This window comes from Streptacidiphilus sp. ASG 303 (assembly GCF_020991365.1).
Taxonomy (GTDB): domain Bacteria; phylum Actinomycetota; class Actinomycetes; order Streptomycetales; family Streptomycetaceae; genus Peterkaempfera.
Genome location: NZ_JAJLRA010000016.1, coordinates 29688 through 47747, shown reverse-complemented (window position 1 = coordinate 47747; position 18060 = coordinate 29688). Strand labels below are relative to the sequence as shown.

The window sequence follows — 18060 nt, the reverse complement described above, 5'->3', positions numbered from 1 at the left end:
GGGTGCAGCGGCCGGGCCGACCGGCGGTGGGGTGGCCGTCCGCTCCCGACAGGTCGGGTGCTCCCCGTGACGGTGGACGCGCCTCTGGGAACTCCCGCAGCCCGTGGTGGCCGCGCCGGTGCCGGCCGCACCCGTCGACCTGGTGACCCCGAGCCGGCCGCAGGGTTCGGCGGAGGCCCGGGATCCGTACCGGGCTCCGTGAGGTGAAGTCCGCCCGATCGGCCGGCCCCGGCCCCGGCTCCGCCGTCGGCGGCGCGGCGCGGCCCCGCACGGTCGTCCGCCTGCGTCCGCGCAGTCGACCGTCCGGCCCGTGGACCGGACCGGCATGCCCATCGCGTCCCGCCCGGATCCGTCGCCGCACTGCGACGGACGTCCCCTCCTTGCTCCCCCCCCCGGATCCACGGATCCGGTGGTCAGGGGCGTCCGCACTCGAAGCAACCTCGGGCGCGACGTGTAGTAGTTTGCCTGCGGTCGCTGCGCGTGCATCTTCCTCTCGCCCGGTCGACACGGGGCGAGGGGGCGCTCGGGCTGCAGGGGGCGGTCCGGCTGCGGCAGTCGACCGGCCCCTCCCGGCCCGGAGCGCCGGGGCGGGAAGCCCGCGGCCGGGCCTCGGGCGCCGGGGCGGCGGAACAGGTGGAGGCGAGGTTTCCAGTGGTTGCGGAGGCAGGATGACGAGCACGGCGAGCGCGGACATACCGGTCGAGGCCGGTGCAGGCATACCCCCGGCGGACGGTGGTGCGCGGCCGTCGACGCTCCGGCGCCGGGCTGCGCATCCGTACGTGTGGTTCAGCTGCCTGGTGTTCGCGCTGATGGTCCCGATCTGCCTCTGGCTGCCCTGGGGCGGCGACCTCGGCGTGCACGCGGCCACCCTGGAGCGGCTCCGGGCGAGCCTGACCCATCCCGGGAACCCCATGGTCGCCGAGCAGACGCCGAGCCCGTACTACTCGCCCTGGACGGTGTCGCTCGCGCTCATCGGGAGGCTGACGGGCCTGGGGACCTTCCACCTCCTGTCCGTGGGCGGCCTGATCTCGCTGCCGGTCATGGTGTCGGGTGTCTTCCGGCTCACCCGCGCCCTGACGCCGGCCCGGTGGGCGCCCGTGCTGGCGTTCCTGTGCGTGATGCTGCTGTGGGGCCCGCAGGTGTGGAGCTGGAGCGGCTTCCTGTCGCTCACCTCCTGGGCGCTGAGCCTGTCCTACCCGAGCACCATCGGCTGGGGCCTCACCCTGCACCTGTGGGCCTTCCTCCCGCTGGTGGCGCGGCGCGGCTGGCGGTGGCCGGACTGCCTCGGACTGGGGGCGTTCGCGGCGCTGGTCCTGCTGGTGCACCAGTTCACGGGTGCGATAGCCGTCATCGGCGCGGTCGCCTTCGCCGCGGCCTCGTGGCGCTCCCTCGACCGCATGGCCTGCCTGCGGGCGGGGTCCGGCATCGCGCTGACGGCCGTGATCCTGGCCCTGTGGCCGTACTACCGGTTCTTCTCCCTCGGCAACAGCCCGGAGATGGACGGCATCCACCAGCCGCTGTACCAGATGCTGCTCGCCCACTTCGGCTTCGCCCTCGTCGGCCTGCCCGCGCTCTACGCCCGGGCGCGCAGGCGGCTGCTCGACCCGCTGCTGCTGCTCTTCGCGGGGTGCACGGCGGTCTACCTCGCCGGCGCGGTGAGCGGGCACTGGGCCTTCGGCAGGATCCTGCCGGGGGCTCTGATCGCCCTGCAGTTCGCCGCCGCGGTCGAGGTGGCGGAGCGCGGCGGCGGCCTCCTGGTGCGGCGCGTGCTCACCCCGCTGGTGGCCTGCGGGCTCCTGGCGGGCCTGTGGGTGCAGTGCGGCACGGTCTCCTACACCGTGACCGGCTCCTCCTCGCTGACCCGCGACACCCCCGTCCCGCACCTGGACATCCTGAGCGGCTACACGTGGACGACCCCCTACGTCCGCCGCGGCGACGTGGTGATGACCGACAGCTACCACGCGCAGCGGCGCCTGCCCGCCTACGGCGGCTACGTCGTCTTCTGCCTCTTCCCCGACCCCTTCCTCAAGGACTGGTCCGTCCGGAGGGACGACACCGTGCGCTTCTTCAGCGCCTCCGCGAGCAGGGCGCAGCGTGAGGCGATCCTCCGCAAGTACCACGTCTCCTGGGTGATCGCCGCCCAGGGCGACTCCCCGCGGCGGACCCCCGGTCTCACGCACCCGGTCGCCGTCGGGCCCCACGGCGAGAGGCTGTACCGGGTCTCCGGGTACGCCCGCTGAGTCCCGGACTCCGGGCGGCCGGTCGGGTCGGTTGCGGCACCGGCAGGCCGGTCGCGTGTGCCGGGCCGAGGTCCCGGGCCGGTGCCGGGTGCGCTGTCAGGGCGCCCGGCACCGGCCGACAGGTCGACCGGTCAGCAGGTCAGCAGGTCGGCCGGCCGACCGGTGGCGATGACGGGGTTGCGGGTGCCGGGGATCCCCTCCGCGGCCTGCGACGTGCAGGTTCCGGAGGGCGGCGGCCGCCGTGCAGGGGGCCCGGAGCCCCGCATCCGGGGAGCCGGTGGTGCGGCGGCCGGTCCTCGGCGCCGGGCACCCCGGTATTCGGTTGCCGTCCCCTCCCGCCCGCAGTCATGATCAGCGGCATGTTCAGACGGTCCTCCAGGAAGGAACGCCCGCCGACCCGGCCCGAGCTGGCCCGGGCCTGGGAGCAGGTGGCGGCCGGCGACGTGCCGGGCGCCCTGCGGGAACTGCGGTCGTTCACGGCGCAGCCGGAACCGGTCGGCGACGACCTGGGCGAGCTGGCCCGGGTGGTGGCGCGGGCCGCCGCGGCCTGCGGGTTCGACGACCTCGCCACGGCCGGCACGGCGCTCGCGGAGGACTCCCGCCGGCCGCGGGCCCTGTACGACTTCGGGTACGCCTGTGTGGAACGCGGCGTGTCCTACCTGGCCGTCCCGGCCCTGAGGGAGGCACTGCGGCAGGTGCCGGACGCCCGGGGGATCAGGGCCGAGCTGGTCTCCGCGCTGGAGGACGAGCACCGCCACAGCGAGGCGGTGCAGCTCCTGGCGGAGCGCGAGGACGTGCTGGAGGACTGGCCCGAGCGCTACCTGCTCGCCTACAACGCGCTGATGGCCGGCGACCTCGACCGGGCCGCCGGAGCCTTCCGCCGCCTGTCGCCTCCGCCGGACCCGTGGCCCGGGGCCCACGGCCGCCTGGGCCGGATGCTGGAACGTGCCGAACTCGCCCGCACCGCCTCCCCGCTGGACCGGCGGGACCTGCGCGGCTGGCACTTCGCGCTCACCGGCGGCCTGCTGGGCACCCTGTCGCCGTACGGCTTCGCCGCCGGCATGACCGGCCGCTACGCCTACCTGCAGGACAGCTACGACCTGTGCCTGCAGGGCCTGCACCGGATGCGCCTCCTGCTGGACGCCACCGGCAGCCGTCCTCGGGCCGTGGCGCTGCTGCCCGACCGCGGCAGCCGCGCCCTGGGCCTGGCCGCCGCGGAGCTCCTCGGCCTGCCGAGCGAGCCCTTCGCGCCGGACCGCGCCGACACCGTGGTCGTCGCCCACGACCTCACCGGGACCGACCCCGACGCGGCGGCGCGGCTGCGCGAGCGCGCCCCCGGACAGGTCCTCTTCGAGCACGCGTCATGCTGGACCGGTCCCCCCGCCGTCACCGCGGACATCACCACCCTCCTCCACCAGACGGCCGTCGCCCCCTGGGGGGTGAGGACGCGCTTCACGGCCGAGGGGGAGGCCGAGCGCCTGCCCGCCGACGACCGGTCCGAGGCCGAACTGGCCGCCGAGATCCTGCGCGCCGACCCCACCCCCGACCCCGGGGACGGGGAGACCCCCGCCGACCCGGAGGCCGCGGTCGCCGCCTTCGCCGCGGCCGTGCGCGACCGGTGGCTCCTCGGCCCGCGCGACCCCGCCCGCTCGCCCGGACCGGTGCCCAGCTCCCGCTTCCGGTGAGGCCTCGCACGCCCCGGGCCCGGATCGCGGTCCGGCCCGCGGCGGCGTCCGCCCGGCCGGCGCCGACCGGACGCCGCCGACCGAACCCGCCGACCGAACCCGCCGCCCGCCCGGCCGGGCCGCGGTGCTCCGCCGGAGCCCCGCCGAAGCCCCGAACCCGTGGCGGACCGTCCCCGCCGTCTGCGACCATCCTGCCCATGCCGACCTTCGACGCGCCCGACGGTACCCGCCTCGCCTACCACCGCACGGGCTCGGGGGGCGACGGCCCGCTGGTGTGCATCCCCGGCGGGCCGATGATGCGGTCCGCCTACTTCGGCGACCTCGGCGGCCTGGCCGCGCAGCGGGAGCTGGTGCTGCTGGACCTGCGCGGCACGGGGGACTCCGCCCGGCCCGCCGACCCGGCCGGCTCCCGGGTGGACCGGCAGGCCGAGGACGTGGAGGCGCTGCGCACCGCCCTGGGCCTGGAGCAGCTGGACCTCCTCGGCCACTCCGCCGCCGGCGACCTCGTCCTGGCCTACGCGGCCCGCCACCCGGAGCGGGTGCGCTCGCTCGTGCTGGTCTGCGCGCGGGCCCGTACCGCGGGGATCGACTTCCCCGTCGAGCGGCGCCGCGAGGCGCTGGAGCTGCGGCGGGACGAGCCGTGGTTCGACGAGGTCGTGCCGGCCTTCGAGCGGGCGGTCGCGGGGGACGCGGACGGCGACGACTTCGCACTGCTGGACCGGCTCGCCTACGGCCGGTGGGACGCCGCTGCGCAGGCGCACGCGGCGGCGTGCGAGGAGTGGTTCGACGCCGAGGCCGCGGGCGCCTACCTGGCCCCGGGCGCCTTCGACGAGGCCGACACCGCCCGCGCGGTGCTGGGCAGGCTCGACGCGCCGGTCCTGGTGCTCTCCGGCGAACTGGACGGCTCGCCCCGCCCGGACGCCGCCGCCGAGGTCGCCGCGCTCTTCCCCCGCGGGGAGCACGTCGTCCAGGCGGGCGCGGCGCACAGCCCGTGGGTGGACGGTCCGGAGGTCTTCGCCCGCACCGTCGCGGACTTCCTGGCCCGGGTCTGAGCGGACCGCGGGCCCACCGGGTGCGGGGCGGCTCCAGCCGTCGCGCCCCCGGGTCGTGGACCGCGGCCGGCAGAACCGGGCCGCTTCCGGGTCCTCCGCGCCGGCCGGGGGAGCACGGAGGCTGCGACCGCCCGGATCGGCAGGGTTTCGACGCGGCGGACGGCCGCAGCGCCGGATCAGACGAACCGGACAGCTGTGCTCAGCAGGTAGGCCGCGGCGAACAGGAGGGCCGGGCGGCGGCCGCGCGAAGCCCACAGAGCGGCGGCCCCGCTGCCGAACCAGCAGAGTTCGAGGAGGGCGCGGGCCGGTCCGTGGACGGGGTGTGCCGCGGTGGGTGCTCCGAACAGGCCCCAGGCCAGGATGAGCAGGGCCGGGGTGCCGAGGGCCAGGAGCAGCCGCTTCGGCAGGCCCCCGTCGCGGGTGAAGCCCCAGTATCCCGCGGCGGCGTAGACGGCGAGCTCGACTAGGAAGGCGAGGACCGCGTCCACGCCCTCGACCGCATGCCGGATCACCGCTGCACCGCCCGGACCGGGACCGGGTGCAGCACGGCGAGGGCTCCTGCTCCGAGGGCCGTCCCCAGGTGGCGCCGGTGCCCGCCGGGCACGGAGTCGCCGGCCTGGGCAGGACCGGCGACGAGCAGCATCGGCGCCCCGGCGGAGCGGCCGCCGCCCGGCAGCAGCCAGGCTGCCGCAGGCCCCGGCGGCAGGGCGCGGGCGGCGCAGGTCCGAGCGGCGTGGGCCCGGGCGTGGAGGCCGATACCGGCGGTGGCCTGCGCGTCCTGGGGCAGGCCCGGCCCCGGGCGCGGCATTCCGTCGGCACGTGATCCTGCGGAGGCCGGCGCGGCGAGCGCGTCGGCGAGGAGCAGGGCGGTCATGTCATCCCCCGTAATCATTCGAGTTGTGAATGATATGGAGAAGCTATCATTCCTGCCATGACTGACGTCAAGGGACCAGAGGAGCTCGGGTCCACCGTCGCCTACCGGCTCGGCGCCCTGGGCTCGGTGGCGGAGAGCCGCTTCGCGGCCAGGGTCGAGCCCCTCGGGATCAAGCCCAAGCACGCGGGCCTGCTGGCGGCGCTGGCCGCCGGGGGCGCACCGTCGCAGCAGGACCTCGCGGCACGGCTCGGTGTTGCACCCAGCCTGGTGGTGTCCCTCGCGGACCACCTGGAGGCGTGCGGCGCGGTGGAGCGCACCCGGGACAGCCGGGACCGCCGCCGTCAGGTGCTCACGCTGACCCGCGAGGGCCGCGGCCTCCTCGCCCGCTGCGCGGCGGCGGCCCGGGAACTCGACGACGAGCTCACCGCATCCATGACGGGCCCTCAGGTCGCCGCCCTGCGGGAAGCGCTGGAGCTGGTGGGAAGGGGTCTCTAGGGCCGGACGGCTCACGGCGCCCTGGCGCTGTCCCGCACCGGGAGCTCCCGGCCTCCGCCCCCGGCACGGCCTCCGCCCCGGTCCGCCATGACCGGGGGAGGTGCCGCCGGGCCCCGGGGCACGGGCGGACCGCCGGCCGGGGGCCCGAGCGCCGGCCCGCTGCGGGCGGGCCGCCCCGGCCCGCACGCCGGCCGGGGGCCGGCCCCGGCGATCGGGGGCCGGCCCCCGGCCGGCCGTGCGAGGGAGCCCGGGCGCCGCGACGCGGCGGCGTGCCCGGGGCGGCGTGCCCGGAGCGTCGGCGCGCTCAGACGACGGTGGTGATCCGGATCGCGTCGACCACCGCCTCGGCGTTGCGCAGGGCGTCCGCCGAGGTGGCCCCCCTGGTCATCACCGAGCCCACCCGGTCCCAGGAGCTGCGCAGCTCGTGCACGGTGTCCCCGGACTCCAGGTGCAGCGAGAGCGAGAGCACGTCCGGCCGCCGGGCCGCCTCCTCGGCGCCGTCGACCGACACCACCTCGCCGGGCGCCGCCTCCATGAAGCGGACCGCGGCGCCGCCCGCCGCCTGCCGCGGCAGCGGCTCCGGGCGGCGGCCCTGCATGACGGTGTAGAACGCCCCGGCCAGGTTGATCCGGTACGCCTCCTCGATCAGCATCGGGATGCCGTCGCCGGGGAACCGGCCGGCGCACTCCACCAGGTACGGGCGGCCGTCGCTGACGATCCACTCGCAGTGCACCATGCCGCTGCCGAAGCCGACCGCGCGCAGCACCGCCTCGGTCCGGGACACCAGCAGCCCGCTCAGCGAGGCCGGGATGCCGGCGGCCGGCACCGTGTGCCCCAGCTCGATCGGGCGCGGCCCCGGGTAGAGCAGCTTGCCGGTGACGTTGGAGAACAGCACCTCCCCCTCGCGGACCAGCAGCTCGACGCTGTACTCCTCACCGTGGACGTACTGCTCGACCAGCATCCGCAGTTCGCGCTCCCGGTCCGGCACCCGGTTGCCCTCGTCCTGGCTGGTGCACTCCGCCCAGACGGCGTCCAGGCCGTCCAGCGAGTGCAGCACCCGGGTGCCGACGGAGGCCTGCCGGTCGGCGGGCTTGAGCACCAGCGGGCCGGGGTGGGCGGCGGCGAACTCCCGCACCCCGTCCGGGGAGGCGACCTCCCGGGACGCCGGGTTGAGGATGCCGGCGGCCCGGGTGACCCGGCGCAGCAGCGACTTGTCCCGCATGACCTGGGCCGCCCCGGACCCCGCCCCCGGCAGGCCGTACCGCTCGGCCAGCCGGGCCGCGAACGGCGTGGCGTACTCGACCAGCGGGGCCACCACGGCCGGGTCGAGGTCGGGGTGGGCGGCGAAGAACTCGTCCGCCGCGGCGGGGAGCTGGTACTCCCACTCGATCAGCCCGCGCAGCATCGCGGCGCCCTCGAGGGCGTTCTTGACGTCGCACTTGCGGATCACGTCCGGCTCATCGACGACGATCACCGAGCCGGGGGCGAACTCCTTGATGAAGGGGAGGACGTTGACGTAGCCGACGATGATCCAGGGCCGCTCGGTCATGGTGCTTCTCCTGATACCGGGACGAAGGGAGGGGTCAGTGGCGGATCTCGAGCGTGCAGCACTTGACGCTGCCGCCCGCCTTGAGCAGCTCGGACAGGTCCACGTGGTGGGTGCGGAAGCCGTGGGCGCGGAGCCTGGCCGCCAGGCCGGCGGCGGGCTCGGGGAGGATGACGTTGCACCCGTCGGAGACCAGGTTGAGCCCGAAGACCAGGGCGTCCTCCTCGTCCGCGAGGACGGCGTCCGGGAACAGGCCCTCCAGCACCTCGAGGCTCTCCGCGTCGAAGGCGCCCGGGTAGTACACGACCTCGTCGTCGTCGAGCGCGGCCAGCGCGGTGTCCAGGTGGTAGAAGCGCGGGTCGACCAGTCTCAGGCCGACCACCGGGCGGCCGAACAGGGCCTCGGCCTCGGCCTGGGAGCGGGGGTCGGAGCGGAAGCCGTTGCCGGCCAGGACCGCTCTGCCGGTCGTCACGTAGTCGCCCTCGCCCTCGCTCGTGAAGGCGGCCCGGACCACGTCCGTGTACCCCTGCTCCCGGAACCACTCGGCCCAGAGCCCGGCCTCGGCCCGGCGCTCGGGGTGGCGGAACCTGGAGACCAGGACCTTGCCGTCCACCACGAGCGCGCCGTTCGCGGCGAACACCATGTCCGGCAGCCCGGGGGCGGCGTCGATGGTCTGGACGTAGTGGCCGAGCTCGACGAACAGGGTGCGCAGGCTCTCCCACTGGGCGACGGCCAGGGCCCGGTCGGTGGGCTTCCCGGGGTCCATCCACGGGTTGATGCTGTAGCTGACCTCGAAGTGGTCGGGGCGGCACATCACGTAGTTCCGGATGCGCGCCTGGCGCGGGGCCGGGGCGGCCTCGGGTGCGAGGAGTTCGGTCACGGGGGAGTCCTTCCGGGGTGTGGGGGACCGCGGTCCGGGCGTGCGGGGCCGGGTCCGGGGTGTGGGGGGCCGCGGTCCGGGCGTGCGGGGCCGGGTCCGGGGTGTGGGGGTCCGCGGTCCGGGCGTGCGGGGCCGGGACCGGGGTGTGGGGGCCGGGGCGCGAGGGCCGGGGCGGGGCGGGTCCTTCCGGGGTCAGCCGGTGATCCCCAGGCTGAGCGGGAAGCTGGGCCTGCCGCCCAGGAGGTGGGCGCCGGCGGACTGCAGGATCCTGTCCTGGGCCACCACGTGCTGGCACATCGTCATGGTGTCGCGGAGCCAGCGGTCGAGCGGGCTGGGCTTGTAGATCGACGCGGTCTGCATCAGGTCGTAGAGCCGCATCACCACGGAGCGGGCGGTGCGGAAGGCGTGCAGCCGGGAGAGGGGGAGCGCGGCGCGCTCCTCGGGGGTGAGGTCGTCGAGGGTGCCGCCCGCCTCCAGCACCTCCCACTGGCGCCGCATCGCGCCGTAGACCGCGCTGCGGGTGGCGTTGAAGTCGGCCTCGCACTCGGCCAGGGTGACCTGCACCCGCCAGGTGTCCGCCCAGCCGCCCCCGCCGGCGGGGGACTTGGCCACCACCTGGGCGCGCACCCAGTCCAGCGCGGCACGGGCGACGCCGAGCGGGACACCGGGCATGTTGCGCATGTGCACCTCGGGCTGGGCCAGCGGGCCCTCGCCGTTGCGGACCGTGCCGAAGGTGAGTGTCCGCCCCTCGGGGACGAACACGTCGTGGATCGCGTAGTCGCAGCTGCCGCTGCCCGCCAGGCCGGTGGTGTTCCAGGTGTCGATGATCTCGACGTCCGCCTGCGGCACCATCAGCAGGAGGGAGTCGTGCGCGCCGTCGAGCAGGAGGGGTTCGCCGTCCTCGTAGAGGAAGGCGCCGGAGATCACCCAGTCCGCGTGGGTGATGCCGCTGCCGAACTGCCACCGTCCGGACAGGCGGTACCCGCCGTCCACCCGTTCGGCCCGGCCGGTGGGGAAGAGCAGGCCGGCGGTGGCCATGTCCAGCCGGGGGAACATCTCCTTGGCCACCGTCTCGTCGAGGAACGAGGCGTAGAGGCCGGAGTCCATCCCGATCATCACGGCCCAGCCGGCCGAGGAGTCGCCGTAGGCCAGGGCCTCGACCACCTCGGTCTGCTCGGCCGAGGTCAGCTCCGGACCGCCCCACGCCTTGCTGAAGCCCATCCGGAACGCGCCGGTGGAGCGGACCAACTCGACCACGTCGGCGGGCAGGCGCCGGTTCTGCTCGATCTCGGCCGCGCGCTCCCGCAGCTGCGGGGCCAGCGCCTTCGCGGCGGCGAGGATCTCGGCGGCGGTGTTGGGGACCGCCCGGGTGTTCGTCATCTCAGGACTCCTTGGTCGCGGCGGTCGCCAGCGGGTGGAAGCTGCCGTGCAGGAAGAGCAGGGGGGGCTGGTGGTCGCGGACGCCGGTGGAGACCACCTCGCCGATCACCATCGTGTGGTCGCCGAGGTCGAAGCTGTCCCAGAGCACGCACTCCAGGCTGCTCTGCGCGTCCAGCATCAGGGCCCCGGTGGCCGGTCCGGGGTTGGCCCGGAGGGCGGCGACCGCCTCGGCGCGGTCGTCGCGGCCCCGGGCGAGCCGGCGGGCCAGCGGCTCGGCGCCGCTGTCCAGGATGGAGACCGCCCACTTCCCGGTCTCGAGCAGATCGCCCAGGAACTGGGAGTCGCGGTGGAGCGAGAGCGAGACCAGCGGCGGGTCGAGCGACACCGAGGTCAGCGAGTTGAGCGTCACCGCGTCGTGGCGGCGGAGGCCCTCGCGGTCCGCGTAGGTCGTGGCGACGCAGACGCCGGTGGCGAAGTTGCGCATCGCGCCGCGCAGATCTGGTGACATGACGGCTCCTCCTCGGGGCTAGACGGCCTGGCTGAAGGTGAAGACCCGCTCGGGGTCGTAGCGCTGCTTGACCTCGCGGAGCCGGTCCAGGTTGGGGCCGAAGTAGGCGGCCTGGGCCTCGGACAGGTCGGGGTCGGCGAAGTTGACGTACGAGGCGTCCCGCGCGTGCTCACCCATCGCGGCGTACAGGCCGGTCAGCCACTCGAGGTTGGCCCGGCGCACCTCCTCCGGGTCCTCGGCGGACCAGGACGTGTCCATGGAGACGAGGAAGAGCACGTCCCGGTGGGGGAAGGCGGTCTCGGTGACGGGCACCCGGTTGATGGCGCCGCCCCAGGTGAACAGGGCGACGCCGGCCCCGTCCGGGTTGCCGCTGCCGGGCCACTTGCGCAGGGCGGTCAGGACGGTGTCCACGCCGGCCTCGGTGAGCGGCTCGCCGACGGTCCGGGTGCGGACCGCGAACGGGTCCCCCGACGTCTCGTGGCGCAGGTAGTCCTTGGCCTCCCAGTAGCCGCGGTCCTCGATGTCCACCGTGGACGGCGAGCCGACCTCCAGCGCGGGCGCCAGCAGTCCGCGCAGCTCCGAGGCCGGGCCCAGGTGCTGGCCGATCACCGAGACGGTCCCGTCGTCGTCCCCGGACCGGTTCACGCCGATCCGGGCGGCGAACCGGTCCGGAGCGTCCCGCATGATCCGCTGCATCACCGGCAGCACCGCCTCGGCGTCGTCCAGGGGCCACAGCACGAGGCAGGTGGAGCTGGCGACCGTCGGCCGGGCCTGGAAGGTGAAGGAGGTGTTGACCCCGAAGTTGCCGCCGCCGCCGCCCCGGCAGGCCCAGAACAGGTCGGCGTGGTCGGTCTCGTTGCAGGTGACCAGCGTGCCGTCGGCGAGCACGACCTCGGTCTCCACCAGGGAGTCGCAGGTGAGGCCGAACGCCCGGGAGACCGCGGCCACGCCGCCGCCGAGGGTGAGCCCGCCGATGCCGACCTCGTCCGAGTTGCCGAGCGGCACCGCCAGGTCGTGGCGCTGGAGCTCGGCGTACAGCTCGCCGGAGCGGACCCCGCCGGCGACCGTGACCAGCTCCCGCTCGCGGTCCACCGTGATGGTGTCCAGACCGTGCAGGTCGAGCACCAGTCCGGTGGTGGCGGCCTGGCCGGCGTAGCTGTGGCCGCCGCCGCGGGCCACCACCGGCAGCCCCTGCGCCCGGGCCCAGGCGATCCCCCGGGAGACGTCCGCGACGCTCGCCACCGAGAGCACCCCGGCCGGGCGGATGTCCGCGTAGCGCCTGTTGAACGCGCTGCTGGCCTCGTCGAAGCCGGGGTCCCCCGGCAGCCGCACCGTTCCGTCGACCTGCCCGCGCAGGCCCTGCCAGTCGGTCATCCCGTTTCCTCAGCTTCCGTTACCTCCGCCAGGTACGAGACGCCGGTCTCGGCGTGCGGCCCGTACCGCTCCCACTCCTCGCGGAGCAGCAGACCGCCGCCGGCTCCCTGCTCCGGGGTGTTGACGCTGCGTCCGGCGATCACGTCGCCGCCGTCCAGCACCATCGTGTAGACGAGCCGCAGGGTGCCGTCCGGACCGCAGACCCCGTTCACGCTCCCCCGGCGGACCGGGCCGCCGGCGAAGTCCGCCCAGACCAGGTCGCCCTCCTGGTGGTAGCGGGCCGTCACCCCGTCCGCGGAGGCCGCCTTCCGGAACCGGCGGCCGTCGTAGTCGATGGTCATCCGTCCACGTCCAGCAGTCCGGCGGGCATCTCCAGCCGCGCGGCCACGTCCTTGCGCTCCAGCGGCTCCGCGTCCAGTCCGACGGCCGCGACGGCGGCGGCGAGGCGCTCCCGGCAGGTCTCCCGGTCCTCGCCGGTGCAGACCACGAAGGAGTGCCGGGCCAGGTACCCGCCGGGCGGGAGCCGCAGCTCGGTGCCCGGCTCGACCATCGGCGAGGCGGTCACCAGCCCCGGCAGGCCGGTCGGCACGCGCACCTCGCGGACGGTGACGTCCTCCGGCGGGTAGCCGAAGCGGATGCCCGCGACCCCGTGCCGGGTGAAGGCGGTGTCCGGGCGGTGCCCGGCCGCGACCTCCACCAGCAGCTCGCCGGGGTCGATCCCGGTGGCGATCCGGCCGAGGAAGGGGATCAGGTCCCCGCCGAGCCGGCCGTTGATCTCGATGATCACCGGGCCGAGGGAGGTGAGCCTGACCTCGGTGTGGGTCAGCCCGTTCTCGACGCCGAGCACCTCGTGCGCCTTGGTCAGGACGTCGATCAGCCGCTGGTCCTGCAGCAGCGGGTCGGCCGCGTCCACGACATGGCCCACCTCCTCGAAGTACGGGTGGAGCCCGGTCTCCTTGCGGGCCACGAACATCGCCCGGTACTCGCCCCGGTGCACCACGCCGTCGACGCTGATCTCGGGGCCGACGGCGTAGCCCTCCACGATCGCCCCGCCCCGGAACGGCTCGTCCCCGACCAGGCTGGCGTTCGAGGCGACCAGGTAGGCCTGGTCCAGCTGCGTCTCGTCCTCGGCGAGGACGACGCCCATCGAGGCGCCCAGCGCCCGGGGCTTGACGACCACCGGGTACCCGATCCGGGCGGCCGCCTCGCGGGCCTGCTCCGGCGTGTCGGTCAGCTCGAAGCCGGGCTGGGGGAGGCCGGCGGCGGTCAGGGCCGACCGGGTCCGGTGCTTGTCCCGGCAGCCCTGCACCCCGGCCAGTCCCAGGCCCGGGACCCCGAACTCGGCGGCCAGCTCGGCGGCCGGCATCACCAGCGGCTCGTCGTAGCAGAACAGCCCGACCACGGTCCGGCGGCCCGCGATCTCCCGGGCGGCGGCGCGGAGCTCCTCGTGGTCGAACACGTTGACCACGGTGATCTCGTCGAAGTGGTCCTGCTGCCAGGTGGGCCTGAGGTTGTTGACCAGGACCAGCTTGAGGTCCAGCTCGGCCGCCCGGCGGGCGGCGGACTCGATCAGGTACTCGCGGTACACCTTGAGCCCGCTGCCGATCACCAGCAGCACGCGGTCCTCGGTGGTCATATCGTCTCCTCTCGGAAGTCTGTGGTCAGTGCCTCGAGAATCCGTTCGGCGACCAGCGGTGCGGTCCGGAAGCCGTCGCCCCCGCTGGCCGTCCGGGCCCAGGTGCTCGGGCCGATCCGGACGAGGTGGGCGGCGCCCGTCTCGGCGTCCACCAGGTAGTGGCAGCGCTTCACCGCGATCACGGAGTAGCGGTCGGGGTCGGTCAGGAACCGCTCGGCGAGCACCTGCTCCGCCCACCGGCGCTCCTCCACCGCGGAGCCGGTGGTGACCGCGTCCGCCTCCCGGCAGACGGAGGCCGAGCTCACCTTGAGCAGCGTCCCGTCGCCCGGTGGCAGCAGCCAGGCCAGACCCGAGGTGCCGATCCGGCCGATGCCCGGGGTGTTCTCCCAGGCCGAGGCCAGCTGCTCCGGCGGCTTGAGGTAGACCAGGGTCTGCCGGTGCAGCACCATCGGCAGGTCGACCAGGTCCTTCGACCAGGGGCCGGTGGCGATCAGGGTCAGGTCGGCGTCCAGGAACTCCGCGTCGGGCAGGTACACCCGGCCGGTCTCCGGGTCCACCGCCTTGACCTGCTGCCAGGGGCGGAGCGTCACGTTCGGCTGCTCGTTCAGCCAGCGGACGAGCACCTGGAGCGCGTGGTCGGCGAGCAGGACGCCGCCGTGTCGCTCCAGCACCCCGACCGTGCCCTCGGGGAACCGGACGTGGGGCACGGTGGCCGGGTCGACCAGGCCCACCGGGAGGTCGGCGGCGGCCGCGGCGTCCATCACCGCGTCCACCTCCCCGGCCGACCAGGCGGTGATCATGCCCACCCGGCGGTAGAACTTGGATCCGGTCAGCGCTTCCAGCGCCATCCAGCGGCGGTGCGCCACCGCCACCCGCCGGGAGGCGGCGAGGTCGGCCAGGTCGAGTGCGCGGACGGCCCGGTGCTGGTCGAAGGAGGTGGAGCCGGGGTTGGGGATGGCGTCCCGGTCCAGCACGGTGACGCGGTGCCCGGCCAGCGCGCACCGCACCGCCGAGAGCAGTCCGGTCACCCCCGCCCCGACCACCAGGACCCGTCGCGCGTCGGTGGGCATCTCACACCGCCCCGCCGTCCAGCCGCGGCAGTTCCCTCACCGTGATCCCGGTCGTCCGGTCGCCCCGTCCCAGCCGGGTGTCGACCCCGGCCTGCTCGGCGAGGTCGATCAGGATCGGGGCGGCGTTGCGCAGCACCGTCTCCACCTGGTGGCAGAAGTCGCCCGCCTGCGCGTCGGACACCTCCCAGCGGTCCAGCCGGCCCAGCTGCTCGGCCAGCGTCTCCGCCGCCCGGCCGAGACTGAAGGAGTCGAGCCCGTAGGCGGCGGCGAACCGCTCGGTGATCCGGTCGGCGGCCTCACGGGAGGCGGCGGAGACCGGCAGGGTCTGCCCGGCCCACCGCCCGGCCTTCGCGGCCACCCGGTTCCACGGCTCGACCAGCCGGGCCCCGGTGACGGCGGCGACCGCCGCCCAGCCGAAGTTGGTGCGCTGGTGCTCCGGACTGGTGGCGGCCAGGTGGTAGCGGCCGACGTCCCGCGGCAGCCGGTCCGCGAGCTCCTGCCCCCAGACCAGGTGGCCCCGGCTGGTGGAGAACTTCTGGTGCTCCAGCTCGTAGAACTCGTTGGTGACGAACCGGGCCGGCAGGGCGTACCGGTCGTGCAGGGCGAGCAGCATGGCCGCCCCGGCGACGGCGAACGGGAAGGTGTTGTCGAAGCCGAGGAAGTAGACGACCTCGGTCCCGGACTCCGGCCACCAGAGCTGGTCGTCGGCCGACAGCACCTCGCCGCGCGCCTCGGCGGACAGGGCGGTGGTGTAGACGGACCAGGCCATCGTCTCGGCGTTGGGGTTGATGCACTGCCCGGTGGTCTCGGGGAACGGGGCGGGGATGCCCCAGGAGACCGGGTAGGTGACCGGGAAGTCCGGCAGCGGACGGGCGAGCATCTCCGCGACGGCCTGGGCCATGTGCGGCCGCAGCGCGGCGCCGGACTCCGCGAAGTACGCCTGCAGCCGCTCCCGGTACTCCTCCAGCGGCAGCACCAGGACCGGGACCTCGCGCAGCTCCAGGACCTCCTCGGGGTTCTCCGTGGAGCGGGGGTCGATCAGGTCGCCGGCCGCCAGCGGGTGGCCGCAGCTCTCGCAGAGCCCGGCGCAGCCCTCCGCCAGGCAGTTCGGGCAGCCGCCCCGGACGAAGCCGTCGACCAGGTACTCCCCGGTCCTGGGCGCGTAGGGGAACCGGGTGGGCCGCAGGACCAGCCGCCCCTCGTCGTGGAGCCGGCCCATGAACCTCAGCACCTGCTTGGTGAAGCGCTCCTCGTCCCGGGTGAAGCCGTCCACCGCGATGCCCATCGCGGCGAGCGTCGACTCGATCCTGGCGGTGGAGTCGGCGACCAGGGCCTCGGGGGTGGTGCCCAGCCGGCGGGCGGTGGTGACCACGAAGGTGGAGGTGTCCTGGGCTCCGGTGCCGAGGACGGCCTCCCGGCCGACGGCGCGCTGGTAGCGGGTGAAGACGTCGGCGGCCAGGAACGGGCCGGCCAGGTGGCCGAGGTGCAGGTCGCCGTTGGCGGTCGGGGCGGGGGAGATCACCGCCACACGCTTGCTCATGCCGTGCTCCCCTTCTGGTGGCGGGTCAGGAAGGTCACCGACATGTCGGCGTCCCACCAGATCCCGTAGTACTCGAAGTCCGCGGAGGAGGCGTTGACCACCTTGTGGGTGCAGCCCGGCGGCAGGTGGACGATGTCGCCGGCGGCGAACTCGTGCTCGACGCCGTCCACCACCAGGGCGGCGCTGCCGCTCATCGCGATGAAGATCTCGTACTCGTGGTGGTCGTGCGGGGTGGACTCCCCGCCGGCCCGGACCACGCACCACGCTCCCTCGAAGGGGGCGTTGAGCGCGTCCCAGGGCTGCAGGCGTTCGCCCTCGATGCCGTAGGCGGGGGTCAGGTTGGCTCGGTCCAGACGGCGGATCTCCATCAGCGGGCACCCGCCGTCGCGGCGACGCTGCGGCGGTCCAGCAGGTCGGTGGTGATCTCGTGCGACCGCTGCGCGAGCACGCTCAGCAGCGAGTCGGATATGCCGTGGGTGGCCTCGTTGAAGCCCTGCAGGTAGAGGCCGGCGCGGGCGTCCTCGCCGAGGTCCACCCGGTAGCGGCGGTTCACCTCGATCCGCTCCAGGCCCACCTGGTCGGCCAGGCCCCGGACCATCGCGGGCATGCGCTGGTCGTAGCCGGTGCCGAGCAGGACCAGGTCGCAGCGGAGCGCCTCCACGCGGCCGGTCTTGCGGTCGCGCAGCTCCAGGACCACCTCGCCGTCCTCCTCGCGGGCGGTGAGCACCTCGGTCATCGGCCGGACGGCGGAGCGCTGCGAACCCGTCAGCTTCTGCTCGTAGAGCATCAGGTAGGTCTCGTCCAGGAACGGCGCGGCCAGGCCGGCGTAGTTGGTCAGGCGGACCTCGTCCAGGATCTGCCGGCGCGCCTCCGGGGGGCTCGCGTGGAACTCGTCGATGAAGGACGGGAAGAAGAGCTCGTTCACGAACTTGCTGGTCTGGTAGTTCATCAGGCCGACCGAGCGGTGCACCAGGGTCGGCTGGCTGAGCGGCAGGTCCTGGTGGACCGAGACGAACATCTCGGCGGCGCTCTGCGCGGCGCCGACCACCACCACCCGCACCGGGCGGTCGATCGGGTACTGGGCGATCCGGGTGGAGTACTGGGAGCTGTGGATCACCCGGTCGTGCGGCAGGCCGGCGAACTCCGCGGGGACGTGGGCGTCGCGGCCGGTGCCGACCACCAGGTCGCGGGTGTCCACCGTGTCGCCGTCGGCGAGGGTGGCGCGCCAGCCGGTCACGGTGCCGTCGTCGGCCCTGCGCGGGGCGACGCTCTGCACCCCGGCGTTGTAGCGGACCCCCACGTGGTCGAAGGAGTTGGCCACCCACTGGAGGTACTCGGAGATCTCCCGGCGGAAGGGGTTGAAGGTGCCGAGGTTGACGAACTCGTCCAGCCGGCCCTTGGCGTGCAGGAAGGAGAGGAAGGAGAAACGGCTCCGGGGGTTGCGCAGGGTCACCAGGTCCTTGACGAAGGAGACCTGGCTCCGGGCGAACGGCAGCAGCAGGTTGCGCTGCCACTGCACGTCCGGGTGCTGCTCCAGGATCAGGGTGTCGGCCGCCAGGCCGGTGGCCCCGGACTCCTCGATCGCCACCGCCAGGGCCAGGTTGGACGGGCCGGCGCCGATCGCCAGGACCTCGACCTCGTGGTTGGTCATGTTCTGCCACCTCGCTACTCGTCCTACCGCCCGTTCGAGCGAGCAGGTGAACGGCCCGTGCTGCTGTTCGGATCCGTTCGGTAGGACGAGTACACCGAGGGCGGCTGTTGATCGACAGGCTTGTCCGGA

Annotated in this window: 17 protein-coding genes; 4 read left to right on the top strand and 13 right to left on the bottom strand. The window is 74.7% G+C overall.

Translation table 11 applies throughout. From position 1 onward, the window contains the following. The first annotated feature begins 779 nt into the window (after window positions 1-779). The 3 genes from LO771_RS19775 (at window position 780) to LO771_RS19765 (ending at window position 4977) form a co-directional block, all read left to right on the top strand. Window positions 780-2240 (top strand): hypothetical protein, encoded by a 1461-nt coding sequence (locus tag LO771_RS19775; RefSeq protein WP_230654340.1) that lies wholly within the window; start codon window positions 780-782, stop codon window positions 2238-2240. Between the two features lie 359 nt (window positions 2241-2599). Continuing rightward, complete coding sequence (locus LO771_RS19770) at window positions 2600-3925, top strand: hypothetical protein (protein ID WP_230654338.1); 1326 nt, start codon at window positions 2600-2602, stop codon at window positions 3923-3925. 197 nt (window positions 3926-4122) lie between these two features. After that, on the top strand, window positions 4123-4977 hold the full coding sequence (locus LO771_RS19765) for an alpha/beta fold hydrolase (RefSeq protein WP_230654336.1): 855 nt from the start codon (window positions 4123-4125) through the stop codon (window positions 4975-4977). Between the two features lie 176 nt (window positions 4978-5153). Here the strand turns inward: LO771_RS19765 and LO771_RS19760 are convergent, their stop codons facing one another. Together LO771_RS19760 and LO771_RS19755 are read right to left on the bottom strand one after the other, a co-directional pair. Beyond that, a complete protein-coding gene (locus LO771_RS19760) occupies window positions 5154-5489 on the bottom strand; it encodes a YrdB family protein (RefSeq protein WP_230654334.1) in 336 nt (111 codons plus the stop codon). After that, window positions 5486-5851 (bottom strand): hypothetical protein, encoded by a 366-nt coding sequence (locus LO771_RS19755; RefSeq protein WP_230654332.1) that lies wholly within the window; start codon window positions 5849-5851, stop codon window positions 5486-5488. Before LO771_RS19755 ends, LO771_RS19760 begins: the two co-directional genes overlap by 4 nt. A 57-nt stretch (window positions 5852-5908) precedes the next feature. On the opposite strand from LO771_RS19755, the gene LO771_RS19750 reads away from it, so the two are divergent. Continuing rightward, window positions 5909-6346: a MarR family winged helix-turn-helix transcriptional regulator gene (locus LO771_RS19750; protein WP_230654330.1), complete on the top strand. Its 438-nt coding sequence runs from the start codon at window positions 5909-5911 to the stop codon at window positions 6344-6346. Between the two features lie 304 nt (window positions 6347-6650). Here the strand turns inward: LO771_RS19750 and LO771_RS19745 are convergent, their stop codons facing one another. The 11 genes from LO771_RS19745 to LO771_RS19695 form a co-directional block, all read right to left on the bottom strand. Continuing rightward, window positions 6651-7895 (bottom strand): ATP-grasp domain-containing protein, encoded by a 1245-nt coding sequence (locus tag LO771_RS19745; RefSeq protein WP_230654328.1) that lies wholly within the window; start codon window positions 7893-7895, stop codon window positions 6651-6653. A gap of 34 nt (window positions 7896-7929) precedes the next feature. Then, window positions 7930-8772, bottom strand: coding sequence for a dimethylargininase (ddaH, locus tag LO771_RS19740; RefSeq protein WP_230654326.1), 843 nt, complete (start codon window positions 8770-8772; stop codon window positions 7930-7932). A 192-nt stretch (window positions 8773-8964) separates the two neighbouring features. Further along, window positions 8965-10152: an acyl-CoA dehydrogenase family protein gene (locus LO771_RS19735; protein ID WP_230654324.1), complete on the bottom strand. Its 1188-nt coding sequence runs from the start codon at window positions 10150-10152 to the stop codon at window positions 8965-8967. A 1-nt stretch (window position 10153) separates the two neighbouring features. Continuing rightward, entirely contained in the window at window positions 10154-10660 is a 507-nt protein-coding gene (locus LO771_RS19730) for a flavin reductase family protein (protein WP_230654322.1), read from the bottom strand. A gap of 18 nt (window positions 10661-10678) precedes the next feature. Beyond that, on the bottom strand, window positions 10679-12034 hold the full coding sequence (locus LO771_RS19725; RefSeq protein WP_230654320.1) for an FAD-binding oxidoreductase: 1356 nt from the start codon (window positions 12032-12034) through the stop codon (window positions 10679-10681). Then, the gene (locus LO771_RS19720; protein ID WP_230654318.1) at window positions 12031-12375 is read right to left on the bottom strand and encodes a hypothetical protein; all 345 of its coding nucleotides are present in this window, start codon (window positions 12373-12375) and stop codon (window positions 12031-12033) included. The genes LO771_RS19725 and LO771_RS19720 overlap by 4 nt, the downstream gene beginning before the upstream one ends. After that, complete coding sequence (locus tag LO771_RS19715; protein ID WP_230654316.1) at window positions 12372-13670, bottom strand: ATP-grasp domain-containing protein; 1299 nt, start codon at window positions 13668-13670, stop codon at window positions 12372-12374. The genes LO771_RS19720 and LO771_RS19715 overlap by 4 nt, the downstream gene beginning before the upstream one ends. After that, window positions 13667-14740 (bottom strand): FAD-binding oxidoreductase, encoded by a 1074-nt coding sequence (locus tag LO771_RS19710; RefSeq protein ID WP_230654314.1) that lies wholly within the window; start codon window positions 14738-14740, stop codon window positions 13667-13669. The genes LO771_RS19715 and LO771_RS19710 overlap by 4 nt, the downstream gene beginning before the upstream one ends. Before the next feature lies 1 nt (window position 14741). After that, window positions 14742-16280, bottom strand: a complete 1539-nt coding sequence (locus tag LO771_RS19705) for a class I tRNA ligase family protein (protein ID WP_230654312.1) — start codon at window positions 16278-16280, stop codon at window positions 14742-14744. Further along, window positions 16277-16648 carry a cupin domain-containing protein gene (locus LO771_RS19700; protein WP_230654310.1) on the bottom strand — a complete coding sequence of 124 codons (372 nt, stop codon included), beginning with the start codon at window positions 16646-16648 and terminating at the stop codon, window positions 16277-16279. The genes LO771_RS19705 and LO771_RS19700 overlap by 4 nt, the downstream gene beginning before the upstream one ends. Continuing rightward, a complete protein-coding gene (locus LO771_RS19695; protein ID WP_230654308.1) occupies window positions 16648-17931 on the bottom strand; it encodes a lysine N(6)-hydroxylase/L-ornithine N(5)-oxygenase family protein in 1284 nt (427 codons plus the stop codon). Before LO771_RS19695 ends, LO771_RS19700 begins: the two co-directional genes overlap by 1 nt. Window positions 17932-18060: the final 129 nt, after the last annotated feature.